Below are 20,131 nucleotides of genomic sequence, written 5' to 3'. Positions count from 1 at the left end.
CACTCTACCTTTTAGCTATTTTCTTCACCGTTTCTTCTTCAATCGTTCTATTTCCCAGGAATCCCGATACTTCCAACTCTAAAAAATAGGAAGGATCCTCATTACTCTTGTAGGTTTTATGCATCTGTGCCACAAAGATGCCGGGTGAATAGCCGCCATGCACCATTTGCATTGTGACTGCTTCGCCGTCTGTTTCTACTTGGAAGGTGTCGCAAATCTCATCAAGACACTTTATTTCGTAAGTATCCTCCATCCACTCCGCAAAATCCTCTTCCTCTGGTTTCATCATAGCCACTGCAGCCAAAATCACTACTATTAGTAAAAACCTTAACAGTTTCTTCATGCCTTCCCCCTTACTCGGAATTCAAAACAAAGCTTTTAATTTTCTTAGGGTTAAATTTGATTTTAACCAATGCGTCCGGCCCTTTGTGTTCTGTTTTCTTGTTTGTAAACATCAGGATAATGGCGTCATCCTTTTGTTTCACTTCAACTTCACTGAACACAGCCGAATGAGCGTACAAGAAATGATGGCCCTTGGTCTCATCATTGAACTCTATTGTCCTTGTCCTGGTTTGATCAGGTTTTTGCAGCCAGCTTTGAATGTCATCCAGATGTTCATCTTCAATCGAATTCCTTTCATAAGAGAAAACAAAATCCTCTGGTGGTGAAGAAACACAGCCAGACAAGACAAATAAGAAAACAAGCAATAATTTGAACCTCATTCATTTCCCAGCCTTTCAGGATAAGCTATCTTTCTTCCGCGGCACCATTTTAAAAAAACCGATCATACAAAGAGCTGCGATTGCTTTTATGACGCTGTTTCCGATTAATGAATCATCAATTGTGATGCCAATGAGGAGACTTCCAATAATCAATAGAATAAAACTGACCAAGGCTCTCAAAATGAATCCCCCTTTTCTCTACTGTGAACAAGCTCTTATTATAAGGACAATTCCCAAAACAATCAGGACCGAAATCACATTCACTAAACAGCCATTTCCAGGACTGCCTGTAATTGCCCGGGCCCATGCGTTATTTAGTGCGGCACCAGGATTTTTCTGCTGCTCCTTTGATTTCAACCTCTCCCTATTTTCCTCTGACATAACGCCCCCCCTGTCTGTAAAAAAAGCGATAGAAGCCAAAATACAGCTCTATCGCCCAATGAAAAAGCATCAATTCACGTCTACGGATATACTTGCCCTTTTTCTCGCCCGTAAAAATTTGACGAGATTCAATATGATTGTTTTTATGACAGCATATGTCGGCACGGCCAGCACCATTCCAAGCACACCGGCCAGGTTTCCGGCAGCCAATAAAATAATGATGATTGTTGCCGGATGAGTATCCAGCGTTTTACCAAGGATTAGCGGAGAAAGCAGGTTCCCTTCAATTTGCTGAGCAATAAGGATAACCACCACAACCAGCAGCGCCTTTGTCGGAGAATCAAAGAAACCGACCAATACTGCCGGAGCTCCGCCGATAATCGGCCCAACATACGGGATGATGTTGGTAAAAGCAACGATCAGCGCCATGATCAGCGCATAGCGCAAATCAATGAATAGATAGCCGATAAAAGCCAGCGTCCCAACCGCCAAAGCGACCGTGACCTGCCCCTGGATATAAGCAGACAGGGTTTCGCCTGTTTCCTTCAGGATTTTAAGCCCTTCATCCCGATAATCCTTCGGGATGAACTTTGACACAGCTTCCGGGAACCGGTGACCATCCTTGAACATGTAAAATAATAAAAACGGCACCGTCACAAGGATGATTGCGATATTGGTGACGATCCCCAGGAAACCCTTCAGTCCATTCGTCAGCTTGTTTGGCAAAGTATTGGCATACTCAATCAAACGATCCTGCACTGTATCAATCATTTCGCGCTGCTCATTCCTGAAACTTTTAAACTCAGATGACCGGACCACATCATAAAAATAGTCAGTCGTCTTGTTCGCAAATTCAGGAAGGTCATTAGCAAGCTCAGTTGCCTGCTTGGAAACCGCTGGAACCAGATTCCCAATGGCCAGAACCAGAAGTCCCCCGAAGACCACATAAATGATTAAAATCGCAATCGGCCGCGGAAGCTTTTTGCGCTCGAGAAAATTCACCACCGGATTCAGCAGGAAATAGAGGAAACCAGTGATCAGAATCGGAAAGAATATCGTAGAAATAAATATCCCGATCGGTTGAAACATAAAGGAAATCTTTGTTGAAACATAAATGATTGTCAAAATAAGCAAAATTTGAATCAGCCAAAACTGCACTTTCGATTTAGTCAATTTATGTACCTCTTGCCTTAGATTATTTTGGTAAAATTATACCAAAACCCCGAGGTAAAGTACATCAAAGTCAACTTACCCTAACCTCGACATCCCCGCTTAATTTCTTCCTTAAAAGCGTAATGCAAACAGGGGTTATGATTGTCATCACACCAATTGCGGTAAAGGCAATTCCCCAATTAAAATAATCGAGCAGGATACCAAAAATCATCGGCGAAAAGATTGTTGCGCTAAAACCCATTACAGATTGAATCCCCAAGGCAATACCGGTTATTTCCGGATCCGATATTTCCGTAATCATCGTATTATAAATAGGTGAATCTGCAATGATCGTAAATCCATATACGAAAACAAGCGGAAGCAAAATCCAGAAACTCGCTTCAGCAAGCCAGCCTATCGACAGCGAACAGGCAATACTGATGTAAATAAATAGCTTGATGGATTTTAGCCGGCCGAACGAATCCGACATCCTCCCGCCTATGAAGCTGGCAATCCCGCCAATCATCACCACAAACGCTCCGATAAAATTACCAACTGATATCGAATTCGAGACGCTATGACTCTCGAAGTAATACACCATAAAAGGGCCAATCCATGCCCACATCGCGTAAAGCTCCCAGCAATGCCCGGTATAGCTGACATTCACCAGCAGGTTCCTCTTTGTGAGGACCCGTTTTAACAGAGCCATACTTAAACGCTGGCTATGTATATGTATATTTTCTGGAATCCTTGAAAAATAAATCAAGGCAGCCGCCAGGATGGCAGAACACGAAGTAATGAAAATGACACCCTTCCAGCCCACCAGATTAATGAACAAGCCCGAAACCAGCAGGGAAAATCCCGAGCCCACCACAAGCGAGCCAACAAACAATCCCATAGCCGCCCCACGTGCCCGATCGCTCGAAGTCTGTGCAACAATCTTCATTCCCGGAACATAAATCCCCGCAATCCCGATTCCTGAAATAAATCTCAACAATAAAGCAGACCAAAACCCCTGCGCTAAAACACTAAAAAGAACACCCGACACCCCAGCGATCAGCGCTCCATACATAAACGAATATTTTGGATTATAACGATCACTTAAAAAGCTGTAAAAAAACACCGCCGCCACATATCCAATATGAAAAAAAGCAACAATCACCCCCGATTGCGTCGAGGACAATTCCCACTCCTCCTCCACAACAGGCATCACCGCAGAAAAATTAAACCACACCTGCATCGCCAGAAATTGAGCAATCGATAAAGTCCATAACAGACGATTCATAGCAGCCACCGCCCTCCCTTAATCACTAAAATACCGAATCTTCCGAATTTAAACAAGGTGAATTTCTTTTTTGGAGTGAGAGAAAGCGACTGTTTTGGGTATCACAATCGTGGTTCTGAGTATTTTTTGCATTTCTCTCTGGAACCTGTCCGAAGATAAAGTTTTTTCGGACAGCCTTTCTTCCTTTGTCCCTGAACCTGTCCAAAGTTCACCTTACTTCTGACAGCTTTTCTCCCTTTGCCTCCAAACCTGTCCAAAGTTCACCTTACTTCTGACAGCTTTTCTCCCTTTGCCTCCAAACCTGTCCAAAGTTCACCTTACTTCTGACAGCTTTTCTCCCTTTGCCCCCAAACCTGTCCAAAGTTGCTCTTACTTCTGACAGCTTTTCTCCGTTTGCCTCCAAACCTGTCCAAAGTTCACCTTACTTCTGACAGCTTTTCTCCGTTTGCCTCCAAACCTGTCCAAAGTTCACCTTACTTCTGACAGCTTTTCTCCGATTGCCCCCAAACCTGTCCAAAGTTCACCTTACTTCTGACAGCTTTCCTTCCTTTGCCCCTGAACCTGTCCAAAGTTCACCTTACTTCTGACAGCTTTTCTCCGATTGCCTCCAAACCTGTCCAAAGTTGCTCTTACTTCTGACAGCTTTTCTCCGTTTGCCTCCAAACCTGTCCAAAGTTGCTCTTACTTCTGACAGCTTTTCTCCCTTTGCCCCCAAACCTGTCCAAAGTTCACCTTACTTCTGACAGCTTTTCTCCCTTTGCCTCCAAACCTGTCCAAAGTTCACCTTACTTCTGACAGCTTTTCTCCGTTTGCCTCCAAACCTGTCCAAAGTTCACCTTACTTCTGACAGCTTTTCTCCCTTTGCCCCCAAACCTGTCCAAAGTTCACCTTACTTCTGACAGCTTTTCTCCGATTGCCTCCAAACCTGTCCAAAGTTCACCTTACTTCTGACAGCTTTCCTTCCTTTGCCCCTGAACCTGTCCAAAGTTGCACTTACTTCTGACAGCTTTTCTCCGATTGCCTCCAAACCTGTCCAAAGTTCACCTTACTTCTGACAGCTTTTCTCCCTTTGCCTTCAAACCTCTGACAGCTTTTCTTCTTTCTCATGAACCTTTTCCTAAGTTACCACACACAAAAAAACCGCCCAAAGAAATAGCTCTCTGAACGGTTTTAAAAAACTGATTTATGCTGCTGGGTTTACTTCTAGTTCAACTTTGATTTTGATGTCTTTTCCAACTAGAACGCCGCCAGTTTCTAGAGCTGCATTCCAAGTAAGACCGAAATCTTCGCGGTTGATTTTTGCTTCAGCTTCGAAACCGTAAACTTCTACGCCCCAAGGATTTGTTCCTTTGCCGCCGAATTCCACATCAAATGTTACCGGCTTTGTTACACCCTTGATTGTTAAGTCACCAGTTACTTTGTAATCATCGCCATCACGAGTGATGCTTGTAGATTTGAAATCGATTGTCGGATATTGCTCAACATCAAAGAAGTCGGCTGATTTCAAGTGGTTCTCGCGGTCTTCATTGCGTGTATCAATGCTAGCAGTGTCGAGCTTGAAAGCGATAGTAGCTGTTGTTAGATCTGTCAGGTCCGCTGCTTCCACGTCTGCTGTATAAGAGTTAAACTGACCTTTCACCTTTGATACCATCATGTGTTTTACTTCAAACCCTACTGCTGAGTGCGCCTGGTCTACTGCAAATTTAGCCATTTTTAATTCCCCCAATTTTTTATTATCTCGAAATCGAGATATGACACTAAAAAAATAAAATCTCGATACTAATTATTTTTAATTCGAGATAAATTTATCATACAATCAGCTTCGCTGTCAATAATTTATTTTTCAAAAATTTTCATATTCTAAGCATTAGTGCTCTTCTTTTCTACTCGCATACTTTCCTCTATCTTTAAAAATTTGCTATGAACACAAGAAGAAGCACCCACAAGGCGGATGCTCTCCTATTTCAACTCAAAATAATCCATCGTGGACGTTTCTTCAAAGCCGCAGGATTTATATAGGTTAAGCGCATTTGAATTCTCAGCTGCAACCTGAAGCATGATATCTTTCGCGTTTTCTTCTCTAAGTTTTTCGATGGCCAGCAATAGAAGCGCTCGCCCATACCCTTTCCGGCGGTGCTCCGGCAGTACTCCAAGGCCAAAAATAGCCCCCAGCTTTGTGGTCAGCTGCAGATTCACTTTCCCGATGATTTGCCCGTCTTTTTCCACAAGGTATGAAGTCATCCCGCGCTTCTCCTCTTCCTCGGGCAAAATCATATCCTCGGCTTCCTCACTAACCTCTTCGTTAAAATAAATCGCATTCTGCCTGGCAATTTCCTTCGCATCCGCATTAGCCGCTTTCCTGAATGTAATGCCAGCAAGCTGGTCAGGAGCTGCAGGTGGAGCATCTTTTTTCAAAAACATCTCAAATTCAGAATGCTTGTATACCGCTCCTGTTCCAGCAATGAAGTTCTGTCCTGCTCCAGACAGGCGGTCACTTAGAAGCAGCATGCTCCCTGAATTCCGTCGTTTCCATTCAGCGACCACCAGCTCAAACAACTTGGTGAAGACACCCTGGCGCCGATAATCCGGATCAACCAGGCCATTCACTTCCAGCGGGCCTCCGAAACCACAAATCCCAGCATAGCCAATCAACTGCTGCCCATCGAAGTACATAAATTCATTCACTTCCTGAACACCCTGCTCATTCCCATTAACAGCTAGTTTATAATCAAGCTCTAGCTTCAATGCAGTTTGGTCATGTTCTTTGCATCGCTCTTGTAGTTGTCCGATTAGTTCATAATCCTCCGCATCAATCGTTTCCTTCAACTTTATCCAAGGTTTCTCGATTCTTTTCATGCATGACACCCCTTTAATTCTCGATAAAATCAATCTGATCGTATATTTTATTCGCTTGATTGTATGTTCACTCCTCTTTCTGAAGCGAAAAACGTAATACTCGGCCACTGATATTGAGAAGGTATAAAACTGGGACTCATTTCACTCGATTATGAAGGATTCGCGGTTTTCGGGGATAAAAAAACAGCTGCCAGCATTGCTGACAGCCATTTTATATGAAAGGGGGATTTTTCTAAGGTTAAGCGACGTTCCGAACGCCTTCGTCACCGCGTTTGAAAACTGTTTTGCGGATGAATGGTACAACCCAGCGGTCCAGGCCGTATTTGCCTGCGTTAAATCCAGCAAACAGGATGATGAAGCCAAAGAAGATGTCTGTTGGATTATGAGATACTGTTCCTGCAAGGAAGAAACTGAAGTTCATCACAAGTCCGAAGAACATTGCAGCAGTTGTCAGTGTTCCAAGCAGCAATCCAAGTCCAACAAGGAATTCCCCTAGCGGAACGATGAAGTTGAAAATATCTACATTCGGGATCGCGAAGCTTTCAAGGAAGCTTACGTACCAGCCGTATACCATATGTCCATCTGGACCTTTTACCGGATTCGCGACGGCACCTTTCAAAAAGCCGGAAGCATCGAATCCAGGGCCAGTCAATTTACCCCATCCAGCAGTCATCCAGTTGTATCCAAGCCATACCCTAATGACAGTCAATATACCAGCAGCAACATTGTTTTCCCTTAACCATTTTGCAAACATGTTCCTCACTCCAATAAGTTAATTAGTATTAGTACACTTATAAGATATCAAATTTATCTTGAAAATAGGGTTATTTGTGATTCAATTCACAATTCTGTTGAAATGTTTTGAACGAATGGTGACATAGTCAAAACTAGGAAGTTTTTTTAAAAAAATCCTTCCTCTCCTGCATATCACTCGAAATTCTAGACATCATAAGGACAAGTACACCAACAAGGAGTGAGCAGAATGAATAAATCAATTATTATCGCAGGCTGTGCTGTTTTTACATTAGGATTGGCAGGATGCGGAGCGAATAACAATGCCGCGGATGATAATCGTAACCAGAAGGCAGAAATCTCCCAGGTCAGAAGAGGACCAGCAACTGAGGGTAACAGACTTCAGCTCGCTGATCGCGCAGAACGTCAAGTCGAACAGATGCCAGAAGTAGACGATGCTCGGGTCATCATCTCGGGCAATGATGCGTACGTAGCTGTAAGACTTGCGGACAATAACATGGACAACAACGGAAATGCACAAATCAATGGTGCATTGGATGGCAATGGCAGGACCTTTGCTGACAATGGCCGCGTTGACAACGATGACAATCGCGCCGGAAATGATGGCATTATTGACGGCCAGGGCGATGCTGGAAAAGGAAACCGCCAGAATGCTGGCAATGGGAATGGTGCCAATACTTTAGGTAATGACAACAACAATGGTATGAATGGTACTGCAGGCAATAACGGTGATAACTTAACTTCGTTAGAACAGCAGATTGAACAAAGAGTCCGTCAGGCGAATAAAGGTGTCGACAATGTATACGTCTCTGTTGATCGTAACGCCTATAACAGAATGGGAACATTCGCGGACGATCTCCGCACAAACGGAAACAGGGATGGCCTTTTCGATGATTTCCGCGGTACAATGGGCGATTTCTTCGGAAGATAACAGTTCAGGGCATAGGATTCGATTCCTATGCTTTTTTTGTTTTTCATGGCAAACAGGATTTCCTCCATGTTATCTAGAATATTGATTTCCATAGAAATTCCATAACAAGGAGATCAAGATGATCGTTGACACTGAAATAAGAGAGGAAATATTCGAAACGGTCTCACGTTTATTTGGCATTGAAATCCATGACTGGGTTCAAATTCATTTAGGATACAAGAACTTAAAATGGCAGATCAAAACCGATGCCGGAGATTTGTTTGTAAAGCAATATAACAAGCATCGTTATCCCGTGAATAGGTTAGCCGGTCTGGAAAAAGCACTCCAGATTCAAAACAGATTGTTTCAGGAAGGATTGCCCTGTCCTGAACTTTTTTCACATGAAGGTAAGTTTATCTTCAATAGTGAGAACGGTGAACATTTTGTCATTATGGGGCTTAATAAGGGATTCACCCTCCCGCCTGGCAGTGCCAATTCTTCACAAATGTACAGCCTTGGGAAGACGATTGGAAGGATGCATGTGCTCCTTGATAGAAATATAGCCAGGGAACCCCTCCACTGGGACCTGCAACCTAAAATAAAAATGTTGGAAAACTGGAAGGAGAGATGGGATGAGGCAATAACTCTTGATTGCAGTTCAACCCTAAAAATTTTAGAGGCTCAAAGAAGAATTCTAGAAGAAAACGATACCGATTTATTTGCGCAATGTGAAAAAGGCTGGGCGCATTGGGACTTGTTTACGGATAATATTCTTTTCTACGCTAATGAGGTCTCCTCGATTCTCGATTTTGACAGAATGAATGTTGTTTATACGGACTTCGACATTTCCAGGCCGATATTGTCCTGTTGTATTCATGAAAATCAAATACGTCTTGAGTGCGTGTCAGCATTTGTCATGGGTTATCGAGAATTCAAACCTTTGTCGCTAGAAAAACTAGTTCGTTCTATAAAGATCAACTGGTGGAAAGAAGCTGAATGGATCAGGGTTGAGAAGCCGGGAGACTCCATTCCCCTCAAAAGGTTCCGTGAAGAAAATGTGTGGATAGCAGAAAACTGGGATGTTCTGGAGGATTTATTTTCACCAATATAAAAATAACTGCCGGGAATTCCCGGCAGCAGCATTTATTTTTAAGGGGGAGAGTTAACTAAGCTTAAGCGACGTTCCGAACTCCGTCTTCACCGCGTTTCAATACTGTCTTGCGAATGAATGGTACAACCCAGCGGTCCAAGCCGTATTTGCCTGCGTTGAAGCCTGCAAACAGGATGATGAATCCGAAGAAGATGTCTGTTGGGTTATGAGATACTGTTCCTGCAAGGAAGAAACTGAAGTTCATCACAAGTCCGAAAAACATTGCGGCAGTTGTCAGTGTTCCTAGAAGCAATCCAAGTCCAACAAGGAATTCCCCTAGCGGAACGATGAAGTTGAAAATATCTACATTCGGGATCGCGAAGCTTTCAAGGAAGTTTACGTACCAGCCGTATACCATATGTCCATCTGGACCTTTTACCGGATTCGCGACGGCACCTTTCAAAAAGCCGGAAGCATCGAATCCAGGGCCAGTCAATTTACCCCATCCAGCGGTCATCCAGTTGTATCCAAGCCATACCCTAATGACAGTCAATATACCAGCAGCAACATTGTTTTCTCTTAACCATTTTGCAAACATGTTCCTCACTCCAATAAGTTAATTAGTATTAGTACACTTATAAGATATCAAACATATCTCGAAAATAGGGGTTTATGTGAATCAATTCACAATTCTGTTGAAATGTTTTGAACAAAATATGACAGCCCTTCGCTTTTAGTTGCCGCTAGTATCCAAATCCAAATGGAAGTAATGCTTGTCTTTTGAAACCCTATAATAGCCCTGTTCACCTATATTTGCACCCTTATGCTTGCCAGTCCAGTCCCATAAGGATCCCGTTCCTCTCTAATTGCACCCTTATCTCTGACTTCCCATCACATAAGAACCCCGTTCCTCTCTAATTGCACCCTTATGCTTGCCAGTCCAGTCACATAAGAACCCCGTTCCTCTCTAATCGCACCCTTATCTCTGACTTTCCCGCCACATAAGAACCCCGTTTCACCCTAATCGCACCCTTATCTCTGACTTTCCCGCCACATAAGAACCCCGTTCCTCTCTAATTGCACCCTTATCTTTGACTTTCCCATCACATAAGAACCCCGTTCCTCTCTAATTGCACCCTTATGCTTGCCAGTCCAGTCACATAAGAACCCCGTTCCTCTAAAATCGCACCCTTATCTTTGACTTTCCCATCACATAAGGGCCCCGTTCCTCTCTAATTGCACCCTTATCTCCGATTTCTTAGCCACATAAGGATCCCGTTCCTCTCTAATCGCACCCTTATCTCTGACTTTCCCGCCACATAAGAACCCCGTTTCACCCTAATCGCACCCTTATCTCTGACTTTCCCGCCACATAAGGGCCCCGTTCCTCTCTAATTGCACCCTTATGCTTGCCAGTCCAGTCACATAAGAACCCCGTTCCTCTCTAATTGCACCCTTATGCTTGCCAGTCCAGTCACATAAGAACCCGGTTCCTCTCTAATCGCACCCTTATCTTTGACTTTCCCATCACATAAGGGCCCCGTTCCCCTCTAATTGCACCCTTATCTCCGATTTCTCAGCCACATAAGGTTGCCGTTCCATCTAATTGCACCCTTATCTTATACTTCTCATCCATATAAGTGTCACATTCCTGCTTAAAAGCCCCCAATCCAGTACAGCTCAAGCATTTTTAGGTAAATGCCTGAAAACTCATTCCATCCTGCAACAAAACTGTAAATAACTGGACTCTTTAAAGTCACATAAAACGGGAATATAGGTTTTCAAGAGGAGTTATTTTCAAAGGGAGTGAAACGACGATGAAAAAATCGACCAAAAATTTTGTTATGGCTTCTTTACTCTCGGCAGGCGGTGCAGTGCTGCTGACTGCCGCTTATCGAAAGAGCCAGAGGGATGCGATTCGTTTTCTTGAAGATACTGACATGAGGAACAGCGAGAAGATTGACCAAATGGAAAGTGTTGATGCCGGCCTTGACCCTGCTGAAAGAGGACTGACCCAGCTTGACTCTGCGATGCGTGCGGAATGGCAGGCCAATGGTTTCCCGCAGACACATATGGAAATGGAAGAATTGGCAGAGAAGACTGACGTTGAAAATAATACTAACTATGCTCCTATGTAATAAAAAACCTCGCCAATGTTAGGCGAGGTTTCTTTATGCATTCTGAGTAAGGTTTTTTTCTTTTTTACCATGGAGAACGTAGTAAATTATGATGCCAAAGAGGATAAGCGGAACCATCGCTAGATATAAGCCGCTATATCCGAAATCCGGGATCATGAAACCGAGCAGGAATGGCCCAACACCTATGCCCATATCCATCATGATGAAAAAGGTGGAGGTTGCAAGGCCCATGCGGTGCGGCGGGGTCATCTTGATTGCGACTGTCTGAGCTATCGATTGAAAGTTTCCGTATCCCAACCCGATAAGCGCTGCACCTGCAAGGAATGAAAATCCGGAACTAGCCTGGCTTAGTAAATACATTCCAACGGCAAAAGCAATCAATGACGGATAAGCCACGCTGTTAGCACCTCTTGCATCCATCAGCTTGCCCGTGAATGGCCGGGAAAATAAAACGGCCAGCGCGTATACAAAGAAATACATGCTCCCCGCTTCTGTCAAATCAGCCTCCTTCGCAAATGAGGCGATAAATGACAGTATTACTGAATAGGCCAGCGCGATGACAAACATGACAATCGATACCGGCAGAGCATTTGGCTCGAAATAATTCCCCAGGCTGAACCCCCTGCTTTTGGTCTCGTCTCCCTTAAAGTCCACAACCGGTTCTTTAATGGTAAGAGCAAGCGGCAGACACGCTGCACCAACGACCAGCGAAAATATAAACATGCTCAAATATCCAAACTCATTGATCATTGCCAGCCCAATCAATGGACCTATTGCTGTCGATAAAATAACACTCAGGCTAAAGTAACTGATCCCTTCCCCTTTTCTGCTGGCAGGAACCACCTGTGCCACAATCGTACCAGTCGCTGTCGACGCAAATCCGATTCCAATACCATGCAGGAAACGGATGATCAGCAGTACATAAATATTAGAAGGAATTAGATAAAGAGCAGTAATAAGAACAAAAAACAGTATTCCTCCAACCAGCATCTTCTTGCTGCCAATCCTCGCAATCTCTTTGCCCCCATATAATCTAGCAAAAAGAACCCCAATAATAAAAATGCTCGAGGCTAATCCTGCCATGCTGCCTGAGGCACCATATGTATCTGTCGCATACGAGGCCATTGTCACGATCAGCAGATACATAGACAACATAACCACAAAATTCACAAGCGAAATCGAGATAAAATCTCTCGTCCACAATTTTTCTTTCTGCATATATTCACCTTCTAAGATGTAAGGATATATTTCGAAAACCGAATTAATTATACCGTTTTTCAGATTGAATGTCTATGGAGGTGAACATCTTGGATCTTTGCTAAGAATCAAAAGGACTGAATACACAAGGGATTCAGTCCTTCAAAAAATTATTTTGGAAGCAATACTTTGTCAATCACATGGATGACGCCATTGGACGCCTCAACGTCTGCCGTTACGACATTGGCATCGTTTACTTGAACAGGCTCAAGTGAGATCGTAATATTTTTCTTAGCAAGTGTCTGTGCCTGCATTCCTTCCTTAAGGTCGCTGGACATCACCTTACCAGGCAGTACATGGTAAAGCAGGATATCCTTAAGATCCTGTCTTGCCAGTAACTCATCTGCCGTAATCCCCAGGTCCTTCAATAGTTTATTGAAAGCTTCATCAGTTGGCGCGAATACCGTGAACGGACCTTCACCTTTCAACGTTTCAACAAGGCCAGCCTTCTCAAGGGCAGCTGCGAGAATCTTAAAGTTCCCTGCTGCTACTGCCGTATCAACAATATCCTTTTTGTTCCCTGGATTCCCCGCTGCAAAGCTAGGATTTCCCAATGACAAGACGAGCACCAATGCAAACATAACCACCGCAAACTTCTTCATGATAAGAATCACTCCTTTTTAAAAAGAGGCACTCATGACCTCTGATATTTTACAAAGGATAGTGTTCTCCACTATAACAATATTATCCATACTATTAAAAAGCTAATTATTTTACCTTTTACAGGGGGAACTTTTTTAAGGCTTATGAATTTTTCTATATGACCTTTTATGTGGATTCCCTCTGTTTGAGCTTCTAGTAAAGGCTGCCAGCAATCTCTGGCAGCCCATTTCTTTTATATTACTCAGACATAATGTTTTCCATTTCTTTAAACTCTTCCTTAACTGCTTTGCCTGGTCCTGTCGTAATTTTACTTACAACAATTACAGCAACTAGACTCAGGAAGAATCCTGGGATCATTTCATACATGAACTCAGATAGTCCATCGATGCTGATCCAGATAATGACGGTGAGCGCACCGACAATGATTCCGGAAAGCGCACCCCAACGGTTCATGTTTTTCCAATACAGACTAAGGATCATGACGGGTCCGAATGCAGCACCGAAACCGGCCCATGCGTTACCAACCAATGATAGAATTGTATCATTTGGAGTATAAGAAAGTGCGATGCCGATTAATGCGACAAGCAAAACGGCAGCACGGCCAACAAAGACTAACTCTTTGTCACTTGCTTCGCGGCGGAAGAACGCTTTGTAAAAGTCCTCAGTCAACGCACTGGATGTGACAAGCAGCTGTGACGAAATCGTGCTCATGATTGCAGCTAATATCGCGGCGAGAAGGAAACCTGTGATATAGGGGTTGAACAGGATATTTGCAAACATGATGAATACTGTTTCCGGATTATCAAGCGCGATATTGTTCACTTGGACATAAGCAATCCCGACAAGACCGACAGCCAAAGCCCCAATTATGGATATGATCATCCAGCCCATGGCAATTCTGCGCGCTGGCTTAAGCTCTTCGACAGAACTTATTGCCATAAATCGAACAATGATATGTGGCTGGCCGAAGTAACCCAGACCCCATGCCAATAGTGAAATGATTCCAAGGAAGGTCGTTCCCTTGAAAAGATCCATCATGGTAGGATCGATTGCACTTACTGTATTCATGACGTTTGTTGGTCCTCCAAGTTCTGTGAAAGCAACTACAGGTACCAGGACAAGCGCGAGGAACATGATGACACCTTGAACAAAGTCAGTCAGACTAACAGCAAGGAAACCGCCGAATAGTGTATAAACAACTACGACACCTGCTGTCAGGAACAATCCCCAGCGATAATCAAGCCCAAAAGCAGACTCGAACAATGTACCGCCTGAAACTATACCTGCTGACGTGTAAAGCGTGAAGAAAATGATAATAACAATTGCAGATACAGACCTAAGGATTTTTGTGTTATCTGAAAAGCGATTTTCAAGGAAATCGGGGATGGTGATTGAATCGTTTGCCAGCTCCGTGTATGTTCGAAGTCTTGGAGCTAAGATGAGGTAGTTCAAATAGGCACCAATCGATAATCCAATGGCGATCCAGGCACTGGAAATACCTGTTGTGTACATCGCGCCAGGCAAGCCCATCATCATCCAGCCGCTCATATCAGAAGCACCAGCTGAAAGGGCTGTTACCGACGGTCCAAGACCCCGGCCTCCAAGCATATAGTCTGTCAGATCAGAGGTTTTGCGGTATGCATACAATCCGATGAGGATCATTGCAATAAAATAAATTCCTAAAGATATGAATACTTCAAAAGTCACCAAATCTCTCCTTTTCGTTTTCCCTAAACGAAATAATTAACATAGTGGTTTTAAAAAATTGGCTAACACAGAAGGGTATATCCTAAAGGTTTTTTGGGCTAACAGGCCAAACCACACTAAAAAATTTTTTATGTTAATTATGCCGTCCAAGTTTTTCTAGCCCTCAGGAGGCTTACGGTTATCTAACCTAACAAACATCCAGAATGGTTTCAAGGATGTTTCAGGATATTATGATTAGGCAAAACCAGCGCCCTTACTAGTATATTAATAATGATAGCGCTTACAAATTTTATTGAAGTAAATATATTGCGAAAATTCAGAAGTACTGATTCACCAACTGAATAAGCAGTTTTTTACATAATTATGTAGGAAGTTATGCTTTATTCTTTTTTGTAGAACGCAATTAATTTTTAAAAATTACACTTTAAATTCTAATGCGAAGACTGTCCCAATAGATAAACTACCATCACCAGACTGCCGATTCCCAAAAATATCAGAATAGCATTAAAAACTTTTCTCCAAGGTGCCCCTATGAAGTATAGGTTAAGCAAAAAGTAGTAGATTATGGCACTTCCAGCGATGAATACCCAATACTCTTTAAAATCATCCGCTGGCATTGGATTTGTGATACTTGTCAGCGCTAGTCCACCAAAGATGAATAGACCGATTATATTCAATACCTTTTTCAAATCTGCGTCATGGTCCCTCTCCGATTTCTCGATCTTCTTCATTCCCAACATACCACCTCATAAATTGATTGTTAATGGTTACGTTTCAAGGGCTAAAATGTTTCAGTAAAAAAGAAAAACTCCTTACCACCCAAGACATGCACCCTTACCAATACTTTTCTCCTACATATCATATAGGGATAGCCGATTAAAGAGGAGGAGGTTTTATGAAACTTTATTTAGATCCCGGCCACGGCGGCTCGGATCCTGGCGCACAGGGTAATGGTCTTCAGGAGAAAAATTTAACCCTGGATATTGCGCTTAAAATCCGCTCGATTCTGGAAAATGAATATGAAAGTATAGATATCCGGATGAGCAGGACAAGTGATATAACGAAAAGTTTGGATCAGCGGACTAATGAGGCCAATGCGTGGGGCGCTGACTTTTATTTGTCCATCCATATCAATTCCTTTAACGGTTCAGCCAGTGGATACGAAGATTATATCTATATCGGCCTTTCGGATAATTCAGCAACGGCGAGATACCGTGACATCATCCACGAAGAAGTCATGAAGCTGACCCAGCTCAATGACCGCGGCAAGAAAAAAGCTGATTTCCATGTCCTTCGTGAATCAAATATGGATGCCATGCTTTCAGAGAATGGTTTTATAGATAATACACAGGACGCCGCCCTTATGAAGCAGGAATCCTGGCAGCGCGATATTGCGCGAGGACACGCGAATGGGATTGCAAGAGCGTTCAATCTTAAATCAAAAGAAACAACTAACCGAGATGAATCAATGACTGACGGCGGACAATCTTTATACAAAGTGATCGCTGGCTCTTTTAGGGACAGAAAGAATGCCGAGCAGCGAGCAGCAGATTTGGGCGCGAAAAGGATTGACAGCGCTGTTACAACTGCACAGATATCTGGTGAGACCTGGTATCGTGTACAAGCTGGCGCATTTTCAAACCGCGAAAATGCGGATTCTCTCCTCCAGCAAATTGAAAGCCAGGGAATTGAAGCGTTTATCACGACAGATTAATCTGTATCAACAGCCGGATCCTGATGACAGATTCGGCTGTTTTTTTATATACTGAGCCTTCGATTCTATAAAACAATATAGTGACTTGAATGGGGATAAAGTTCGCCCTTTGTAAAACCAATAGAAGCATAGAAATCATCACCCTGTTGGGTGTCCGTACGAAGCACAAGAATTCTATAATAGTTTCTGGCTTCCTCCATCATTCTTTTAACCAAGAGGCTTCCAATCCCGTTTCGCCGATACTCCTTTAGAACATAAAACCTTCTCAGCCGGCCTATTCCCCGTTTACTAGTAAATGGGTCATTATTTAACCCGCCAATGGCAACGAGTGCACCATCCCCGCTGAAAACGCCGTATAAAGCTTCTCCAAAATTGCTGAATGTATTAGTGCCATTTTCATAATCATTTATCAACCTTTCAACAAAACGAAAGCCCTCTTTCTTGCTTTGAGTGACCAAATCGTCCAGTTCAAGATCCAGCAGTTTTTTTATTTGCCTAATCTCATATTCTCCTATCTTCTTCTCCTCCTGTTCTATCACTCTACAAATGGATTTATTTGTTCTGCCTCGCATCTCAGGTTATAAAAATACTGAATGATATCCATTTCGTTTTGAATAGGTTCCCTCAGTTTCATTAATGTTCGTTTCCCTGCCCTGCGGTCGATCAACGCAAGAATTTTCACGACCATATCATCTGATTTTAAAGCCTGGTCTATTGGCATATTCACAAACTCTTCCACCGCGTCATAAAAGTCATACTGCGCATAAACGCCTTCTTGTTTTACCAGTTCATGTGCGATAACACTTATCTCATAATTGACTTGATAATCCTCATAGCTAAGCTCCCTAAGTCTATGCAATTCGCGATTCTTTCTATTAATTCTTATATCAGAGGTGATGGTGCACATATTAAGAACTTCCTTTTTATCGACAGTAATAAAGGCCCTGCCAAGCTGATCATGTGCCCTGCGATAATTTGTAATCGTGAAGTTCACTCTTCCTTTAAGCGAATCACAAATTAAATCGTCTAATCTTCTTTTTAACTTACTCCATAACTGACTGCGCAATGACTTCCCTCTCCATAACTTCGAATATTAATTCCTCCATACTCCCAATACATTTTCGCACTTCTGGCAAATGATAGAACGTACTGGTTGTTTCCAAATGATTCACTTCTCCATCTGGTGAATGGAGATAAATTCTTTTTCCGAGTCCAAGGGCAATCCCTAATTCTATATGGCTGCCTTTTCCTGCTGGCAAAAGGACAAGCAAGAAATCAGCTTCCATGACAGCAGCCTTTTCCCTTTGCCCTATTTCTGTTAAATCTTCGAAGGTCGATGCTCTGTCATTCCTCGTCCAGTCATACGTGTGAAGATATCCTCTCTCGACCAGCTGCCTACTGATATACCGAACTGCTTCTATATTTTTAAAGCTCGATGCCACGTAAAACTTTTTCAATAACCTTCCTCCTTGAAAAAGACCGCCTCTAAAGGCAGCCATTTCTTAAAATTAATCCCAAACTTCCCCCAGTGTGTTCCTGAATAGCTGGTCAAGCTTAGGTGTGAAGTCCTGCAAGTCAATATGAAGGGTAGATGCATATTCTCTCAGTCGTATTATTTCCTCGTCGAGAAATTGGTTGATGACTTCAATTTTCGGTTCGAAATCAAGTTCATCTCCGCTTATTTTCCTTTTCAACAGGGTGTGTATCTCCCTTTTCAATTCCCCTTCAGGCAAGAGATTCTCCAATAGTTTCGGGAATTCCAGCGGAGGAAACTCGTTGTATTTTTCAATCCATCTGGCAGCAAGGACCGGCCTCAGGACATAAAAATACTTTTTAATTTTCACTTCATCACCCTGCAAGTACTCCCTGAAATTGTTACTGGCCATATTCAAATAGTGATGCAGGCAGGAGTTTGGAGCGAAAATCTCTTTGCTGAGCTCCTTCATCTGGTCAATGGTCGAATAAGCCTGGTAGTAAACAATCCCCGAACGCAGCCATTCCATTAACGGCGGATTCGACTTTCTGAACAACTTTAGTGCCTTCGTCAATTCCCATCCGGTAACATCCAGCAAATCGTTAATCGGCAATTCAATCACATCTCTTCTCTTGCCAATTCCCATCTGGTCAATCGTCAGATAATCTTCTTTTTTATGGACATAAATGAAACGGACATCATAGTCACTATCCTTAGACGGAAATTCCCAGGCCCTGCTTCCGGACTCGACTGCATAAAGGATTTTCACATCGAAGTCTTCTTCTATTTTTGCCAGGGACTTTAAAATGGTCTCTTTCAAAACTACTCTCTCCAATCATTTTACTGATTTAATGGCCCATCTGACTGCTAAGAAAAGATAAATAATTATCGTATAAATCACTACGCTCACCATATAAAAGATTACCTGTGGCTCCGCCGATTCTTTGGTTATTCCGTGAAGCTGGTTATAATCTTCTGCTGATTCGAAATAGAACCAAAAACTAAATAAAGTAGCTAATAGCAACGCAAAGGCAAGAATCGCTTTTTTATGTAAAATCAACCTGGTCAGACTTACTTTCCACGTCACAGTTGTGTAACTTTCACCTTTGTCATTGACTGGCGTCAGGAAGAAGATCATCAGCCCTCCCCAGACAATCGCGAATACCACTAAAGCTGTGAACTGCATTCAGATCCCCCTTTCGTTTGCCTTCCAGGTATTTTTCAAGCATTCAGACTTATCATTTGCATGTGAAAAATTACTAGCACTGCTGCTTCTCTATGGTTTCAGACGAGAGCACCACAAGCCTTTTTCGAAAATCGCCAACAAATATATCTCTCTGAATAAACAACCCGCAATAATCCCGCTAACAACCGGTCCCATGTTTAAAAGGAATACCAAGAACTGCACTTAATAGTAAAGTGCTCTCCCCTATCCTAATTCAATAAAAGGAAATTTCCGCTCAGCTCACGATCATTAACCGCTACTCTGGTCGTCAAATCCCTCGTCCGCAGCACATACTCTTTGACGCCAATGAATTCAGATTCAGCAATCAAATAGAATTGCGTTCCTTTTTTCAGACCCCTAAAATTCTTCTTCAGCATATATCTCTTCATTCTCTAGTTGCTCCTGTAAAGTTGTCTTCGTTTATTTCCACAAAAAGAAGCGTGAATCCTGCTATGATTGATGCTTCTGCTCCTATTCTGACTTCTTTTATTTAAAAGAAAAATGCCACCCAAATTGGCAGCATATTTCCGTAGCAGTATTCAGCTGATTCAGATTCAGCGCGAAGGTTTTGGCGGTTGGCACACTTCGCATTTGCGCTGGTGATTATCCTTGAATTTCTTAAAGGGTTTTTCAAAATTGTTGCCGCACTCGCATTTAAATAGTAACTTTTGCGAAAAACCGTGGTACTCCGTTGTCAGCAGCCTACTTTCTGAATTCTTCTCCACAAACTCTTTAATCTTTTCGATTGTCCATCGCTTGTTCATTTTTTATTCCTCCATATATGATCGCCAGGCGGAGGCTTTTCAGGCATCCGGCAATTAAGAGTAATTTAGTGACCTAAGTTCCTCATTATAACATTTGAAG

The 20,131-nt window shown here is 42.8% G+C and carries 25 protein-coding genes; 4 read left to right on the top strand and 21 right to left on the bottom strand.

What is annotated here, in order from left to right; translation table 11 throughout:
- Positions 1-4 precede the first annotated feature (4 nt).
- The 9 genes from B5X77_RS02225 to B5X77_RS02190 all read right to left on the bottom strand — a co-directional run bounded on the left by B5X77_RS02225 (position 5) and on the right by B5X77_RS02190 (position 7,150).
- Positions 5-343 carry a hypothetical protein gene (locus B5X77_RS02225; RefSeq protein ID WP_079504680.1) on the bottom strand — a complete coding sequence of 113 codons (339 nt, stop codon included), beginning with the start codon at positions 341-343 and terminating at the stop codon, positions 5-7.
- A 10-nt stretch (positions 344-353) separates the two neighbouring features.
- A complete protein-coding gene (locus B5X77_RS02220; protein WP_139378279.1) occupies positions 354-722 on the bottom strand; it encodes a hypothetical protein in 369 nt (122 codons plus the stop codon).
- A gap of 15 nt (positions 723-737) precedes the next feature.
- Positions 738-902, bottom strand: coding sequence for a hypothetical protein (locus B5X77_RS23145; RefSeq protein WP_176167204.1), 165 nt, complete (start codon positions 900-902; stop codon positions 738-740).
- 18 nt (positions 903-920) lie between these two features.
- A complete protein-coding gene (locus B5X77_RS02215) occupies positions 921-1,103 on the bottom strand; it encodes a hypothetical protein (RefSeq protein WP_079504676.1) in 183 nt (60 codons plus the stop codon).
- A 69-nt stretch (positions 1,104-1,172) separates the two neighbouring features.
- Complete coding sequence (locus tag B5X77_RS02210) at positions 1,173-2,276, bottom strand: AI-2E family transporter (protein ID WP_079504674.1); 1,104 nt, start codon at positions 2,274-2,276, stop codon at positions 1,173-1,175.
- A 70-nt stretch (positions 2,277-2,346) separates the two neighbouring features.
- Positions 2,347-3,540, bottom strand: coding sequence for an MFS transporter (locus B5X77_RS02205; RefSeq protein WP_079504672.1), 1,194 nt, complete (start codon positions 3,538-3,540; stop codon positions 2,347-2,349).
- Positions 3,541-4,723: 1,183 nt separating this feature from the next.
- On the bottom strand, positions 4,724-5,251 hold the full coding sequence (locus B5X77_RS02200; protein WP_079504670.1) for a YceI family protein: 528 nt from the start codon (positions 5,249-5,251) through the stop codon (positions 4,724-4,726).
- A 248-nt stretch (positions 5,252-5,499) separates the two neighbouring features.
- A complete protein-coding gene (locus tag B5X77_RS02195) occupies positions 5,500-6,396 on the bottom strand; it encodes a GNAT family N-acetyltransferase (protein WP_079504668.1) in 897 nt (298 codons plus the stop codon).
- 238 nt (positions 6,397-6,634) lie between these two features.
- Positions 6,635-7,150 (bottom strand): DoxX family membrane protein, encoded by a 516-nt coding sequence (locus B5X77_RS02190; RefSeq protein WP_079504666.1) that lies wholly within the window; start codon positions 7,148-7,150, stop codon positions 6,635-6,637.
- Positions 7,151-7,378: 228 nt separating this feature from the next.
- Here B5X77_RS02190 and B5X77_RS02185 point away from each other — a divergent pair, with 228 nt between their 5' ends.
- On the top strand, positions 7,379-8,080 hold the full coding sequence (locus B5X77_RS02185; RefSeq protein WP_079504664.1) for a YhcN/YlaJ family sporulation lipoprotein: 702 nt from the start codon (positions 7,379-7,381) through the stop codon (positions 8,078-8,080).
- Between the two features lie 118 nt (positions 8,081-8,198).
- A complete protein-coding gene (locus B5X77_RS02180) occupies positions 8,199-9,170 on the top strand; it encodes a phosphotransferase enzyme family protein (RefSeq protein WP_079504662.1) in 972 nt (323 codons plus the stop codon).
- 61 nt (positions 9,171-9,231) lie between these two features.
- On the opposite strand, the gene B5X77_RS02175 is transcribed toward B5X77_RS02180, so the two are convergent.
- Positions 9,232-9,747: a DoxX family membrane protein gene (locus B5X77_RS02175; RefSeq protein WP_079504660.1), complete on the bottom strand. Its 516-nt coding sequence runs from the start codon at positions 9,745-9,747 to the stop codon at positions 9,232-9,234.
- A gap of 1,219 nt (positions 9,748-10,966) precedes the next feature.
- On the opposite strand from B5X77_RS02175, the gene B5X77_RS02170 reads away from it, so the two are divergent.
- Positions 10,967-11,287, top strand: a complete 321-nt coding sequence (locus B5X77_RS02170; RefSeq protein WP_079504658.1) for a hypothetical protein — start codon at positions 10,967-10,969, stop codon at positions 11,285-11,287.
- Positions 11,288-11,320: 33 nt separating this feature from the next.
- Here the strand turns inward: B5X77_RS02170 and B5X77_RS02165 are convergent, their stop codons facing one another.
- From B5X77_RS02165 to B5X77_RS02150, 4 genes are all read right to left on the bottom strand, one after another.
- A complete protein-coding gene (locus B5X77_RS02165) occupies positions 11,321-12,505 on the bottom strand; it encodes an MFS transporter (RefSeq protein WP_079504656.1) in 1,185 nt (394 codons plus the stop codon).
- A gap of 149 nt (positions 12,506-12,654) precedes the next feature.
- Positions 12,655-13,146, bottom strand: a complete 492-nt coding sequence (locus B5X77_RS02160; RefSeq protein ID WP_176167203.1) for a fasciclin domain-containing protein — start codon at positions 13,144-13,146, stop codon at positions 12,655-12,657.
- Positions 13,147-13,384: 238 nt separating this feature from the next.
- On the bottom strand, positions 13,385-14,854 hold the full coding sequence (gene putP, locus B5X77_RS02155) for a sodium/proline symporter PutP (protein ID WP_079504654.1): 1,470 nt from the start codon (positions 14,852-14,854) through the stop codon (positions 13,385-13,387).
- Between the two features lie 431 nt (positions 14,855-15,285).
- Complete coding sequence (locus tag B5X77_RS02150) at positions 15,286-15,585, bottom strand: hypothetical protein (protein WP_079504652.1); 300 nt, start codon at positions 15,583-15,585, stop codon at positions 15,286-15,288.
- Positions 15,586-15,749: 164 nt separating this feature from the next.
- Here B5X77_RS02150 and B5X77_RS02145 point away from each other — a divergent pair, with 164 nt between their 5' ends.
- The gene (locus B5X77_RS02145) at positions 15,750-16,568 is read left to right on the top strand and encodes an N-acetylmuramoyl-L-alanine amidase (protein WP_079504650.1); all 819 of its coding nucleotides are present in this window, start codon (positions 15,750-15,752) and stop codon (positions 16,566-16,568) included.
- 65 nt (positions 16,569-16,633) lie between these two features.
- Here B5X77_RS02145 and B5X77_RS02140 read toward each other — a convergent pair whose 3' ends face one another.
- The 7 genes from B5X77_RS02140 to B5X77_RS02110 all read right to left on the bottom strand — a co-directional run bounded on the left by B5X77_RS02140 (position 16,634) and on the right by B5X77_RS02110 (position 20,031).
- Positions 16,634-17,107: a GNAT family N-acetyltransferase gene (locus tag B5X77_RS02140; protein WP_257391692.1), complete on the bottom strand. Its 474-nt coding sequence runs from the start codon at positions 17,105-17,107 to the stop codon at positions 16,634-16,636.
- Positions 17,104-17,634 carry an SF0329 family protein gene (locus tag B5X77_RS02135; protein WP_079504648.1) on the bottom strand — a complete coding sequence of 177 codons (531 nt, stop codon included), beginning with the start codon at positions 17,632-17,634 and terminating at the stop codon, positions 17,104-17,106. The genes B5X77_RS02140 and B5X77_RS02135 overlap by 4 nt, the downstream gene beginning before the upstream one ends.
- On the bottom strand, positions 17,612-18,025 hold the full coding sequence (locus B5X77_RS02130) for a group-specific protein (RefSeq protein ID WP_079504647.1): 414 nt from the start codon (positions 18,023-18,025) through the stop codon (positions 17,612-17,614). The genes B5X77_RS02135 and B5X77_RS02130 overlap by 23 nt, the downstream gene beginning before the upstream one ends.
- 51 nt (positions 18,026-18,076) lie before the next feature.
- Complete coding sequence (locus tag B5X77_RS02125; RefSeq protein WP_079504645.1) at positions 18,077-18,862, bottom strand: nucleotidyltransferase domain-containing protein; 786 nt, start codon at positions 18,860-18,862, stop codon at positions 18,077-18,079.
- A 15-nt stretch (positions 18,863-18,877) separates the two neighbouring features.
- Positions 18,878-19,228, bottom strand: coding sequence for a hypothetical protein (locus B5X77_RS02120; protein WP_079504643.1), 351 nt, complete (start codon positions 19,226-19,228; stop codon positions 18,878-18,880).
- 248 nt (positions 19,229-19,476) lie between these two features.
- Positions 19,477-19,656 (bottom strand): hypothetical protein, encoded by a 180-nt coding sequence (locus tag B5X77_RS02115; protein WP_079504641.1) that lies wholly within the window; start codon positions 19,654-19,656, stop codon positions 19,477-19,479.
- 165 nt (positions 19,657-19,821) lie between these two features.
- The gene (locus tag B5X77_RS02110; RefSeq protein ID WP_079504639.1) at positions 19,822-20,031 is read right to left on the bottom strand and encodes a hypothetical protein; all 210 of its coding nucleotides are present in this window, start codon (positions 20,029-20,031) and stop codon (positions 19,822-19,824) included.
- Between the last annotated feature and the right edge of the window lie 100 nt (positions 20,032-20,131).

Origin of the sequence: Mesobacillus jeotgali (genome assembly GCF_900166585.1) — a bacterium.
Taxonomy (GTDB): Bacteria; Bacillota; Bacilli; order Bacillales; family Cytobacillaceae; genus Mesobacillus; species Mesobacillus jeotgali_A.
This window is presented reverse-complemented; position numbering and strand designations above follow the sequence as displayed.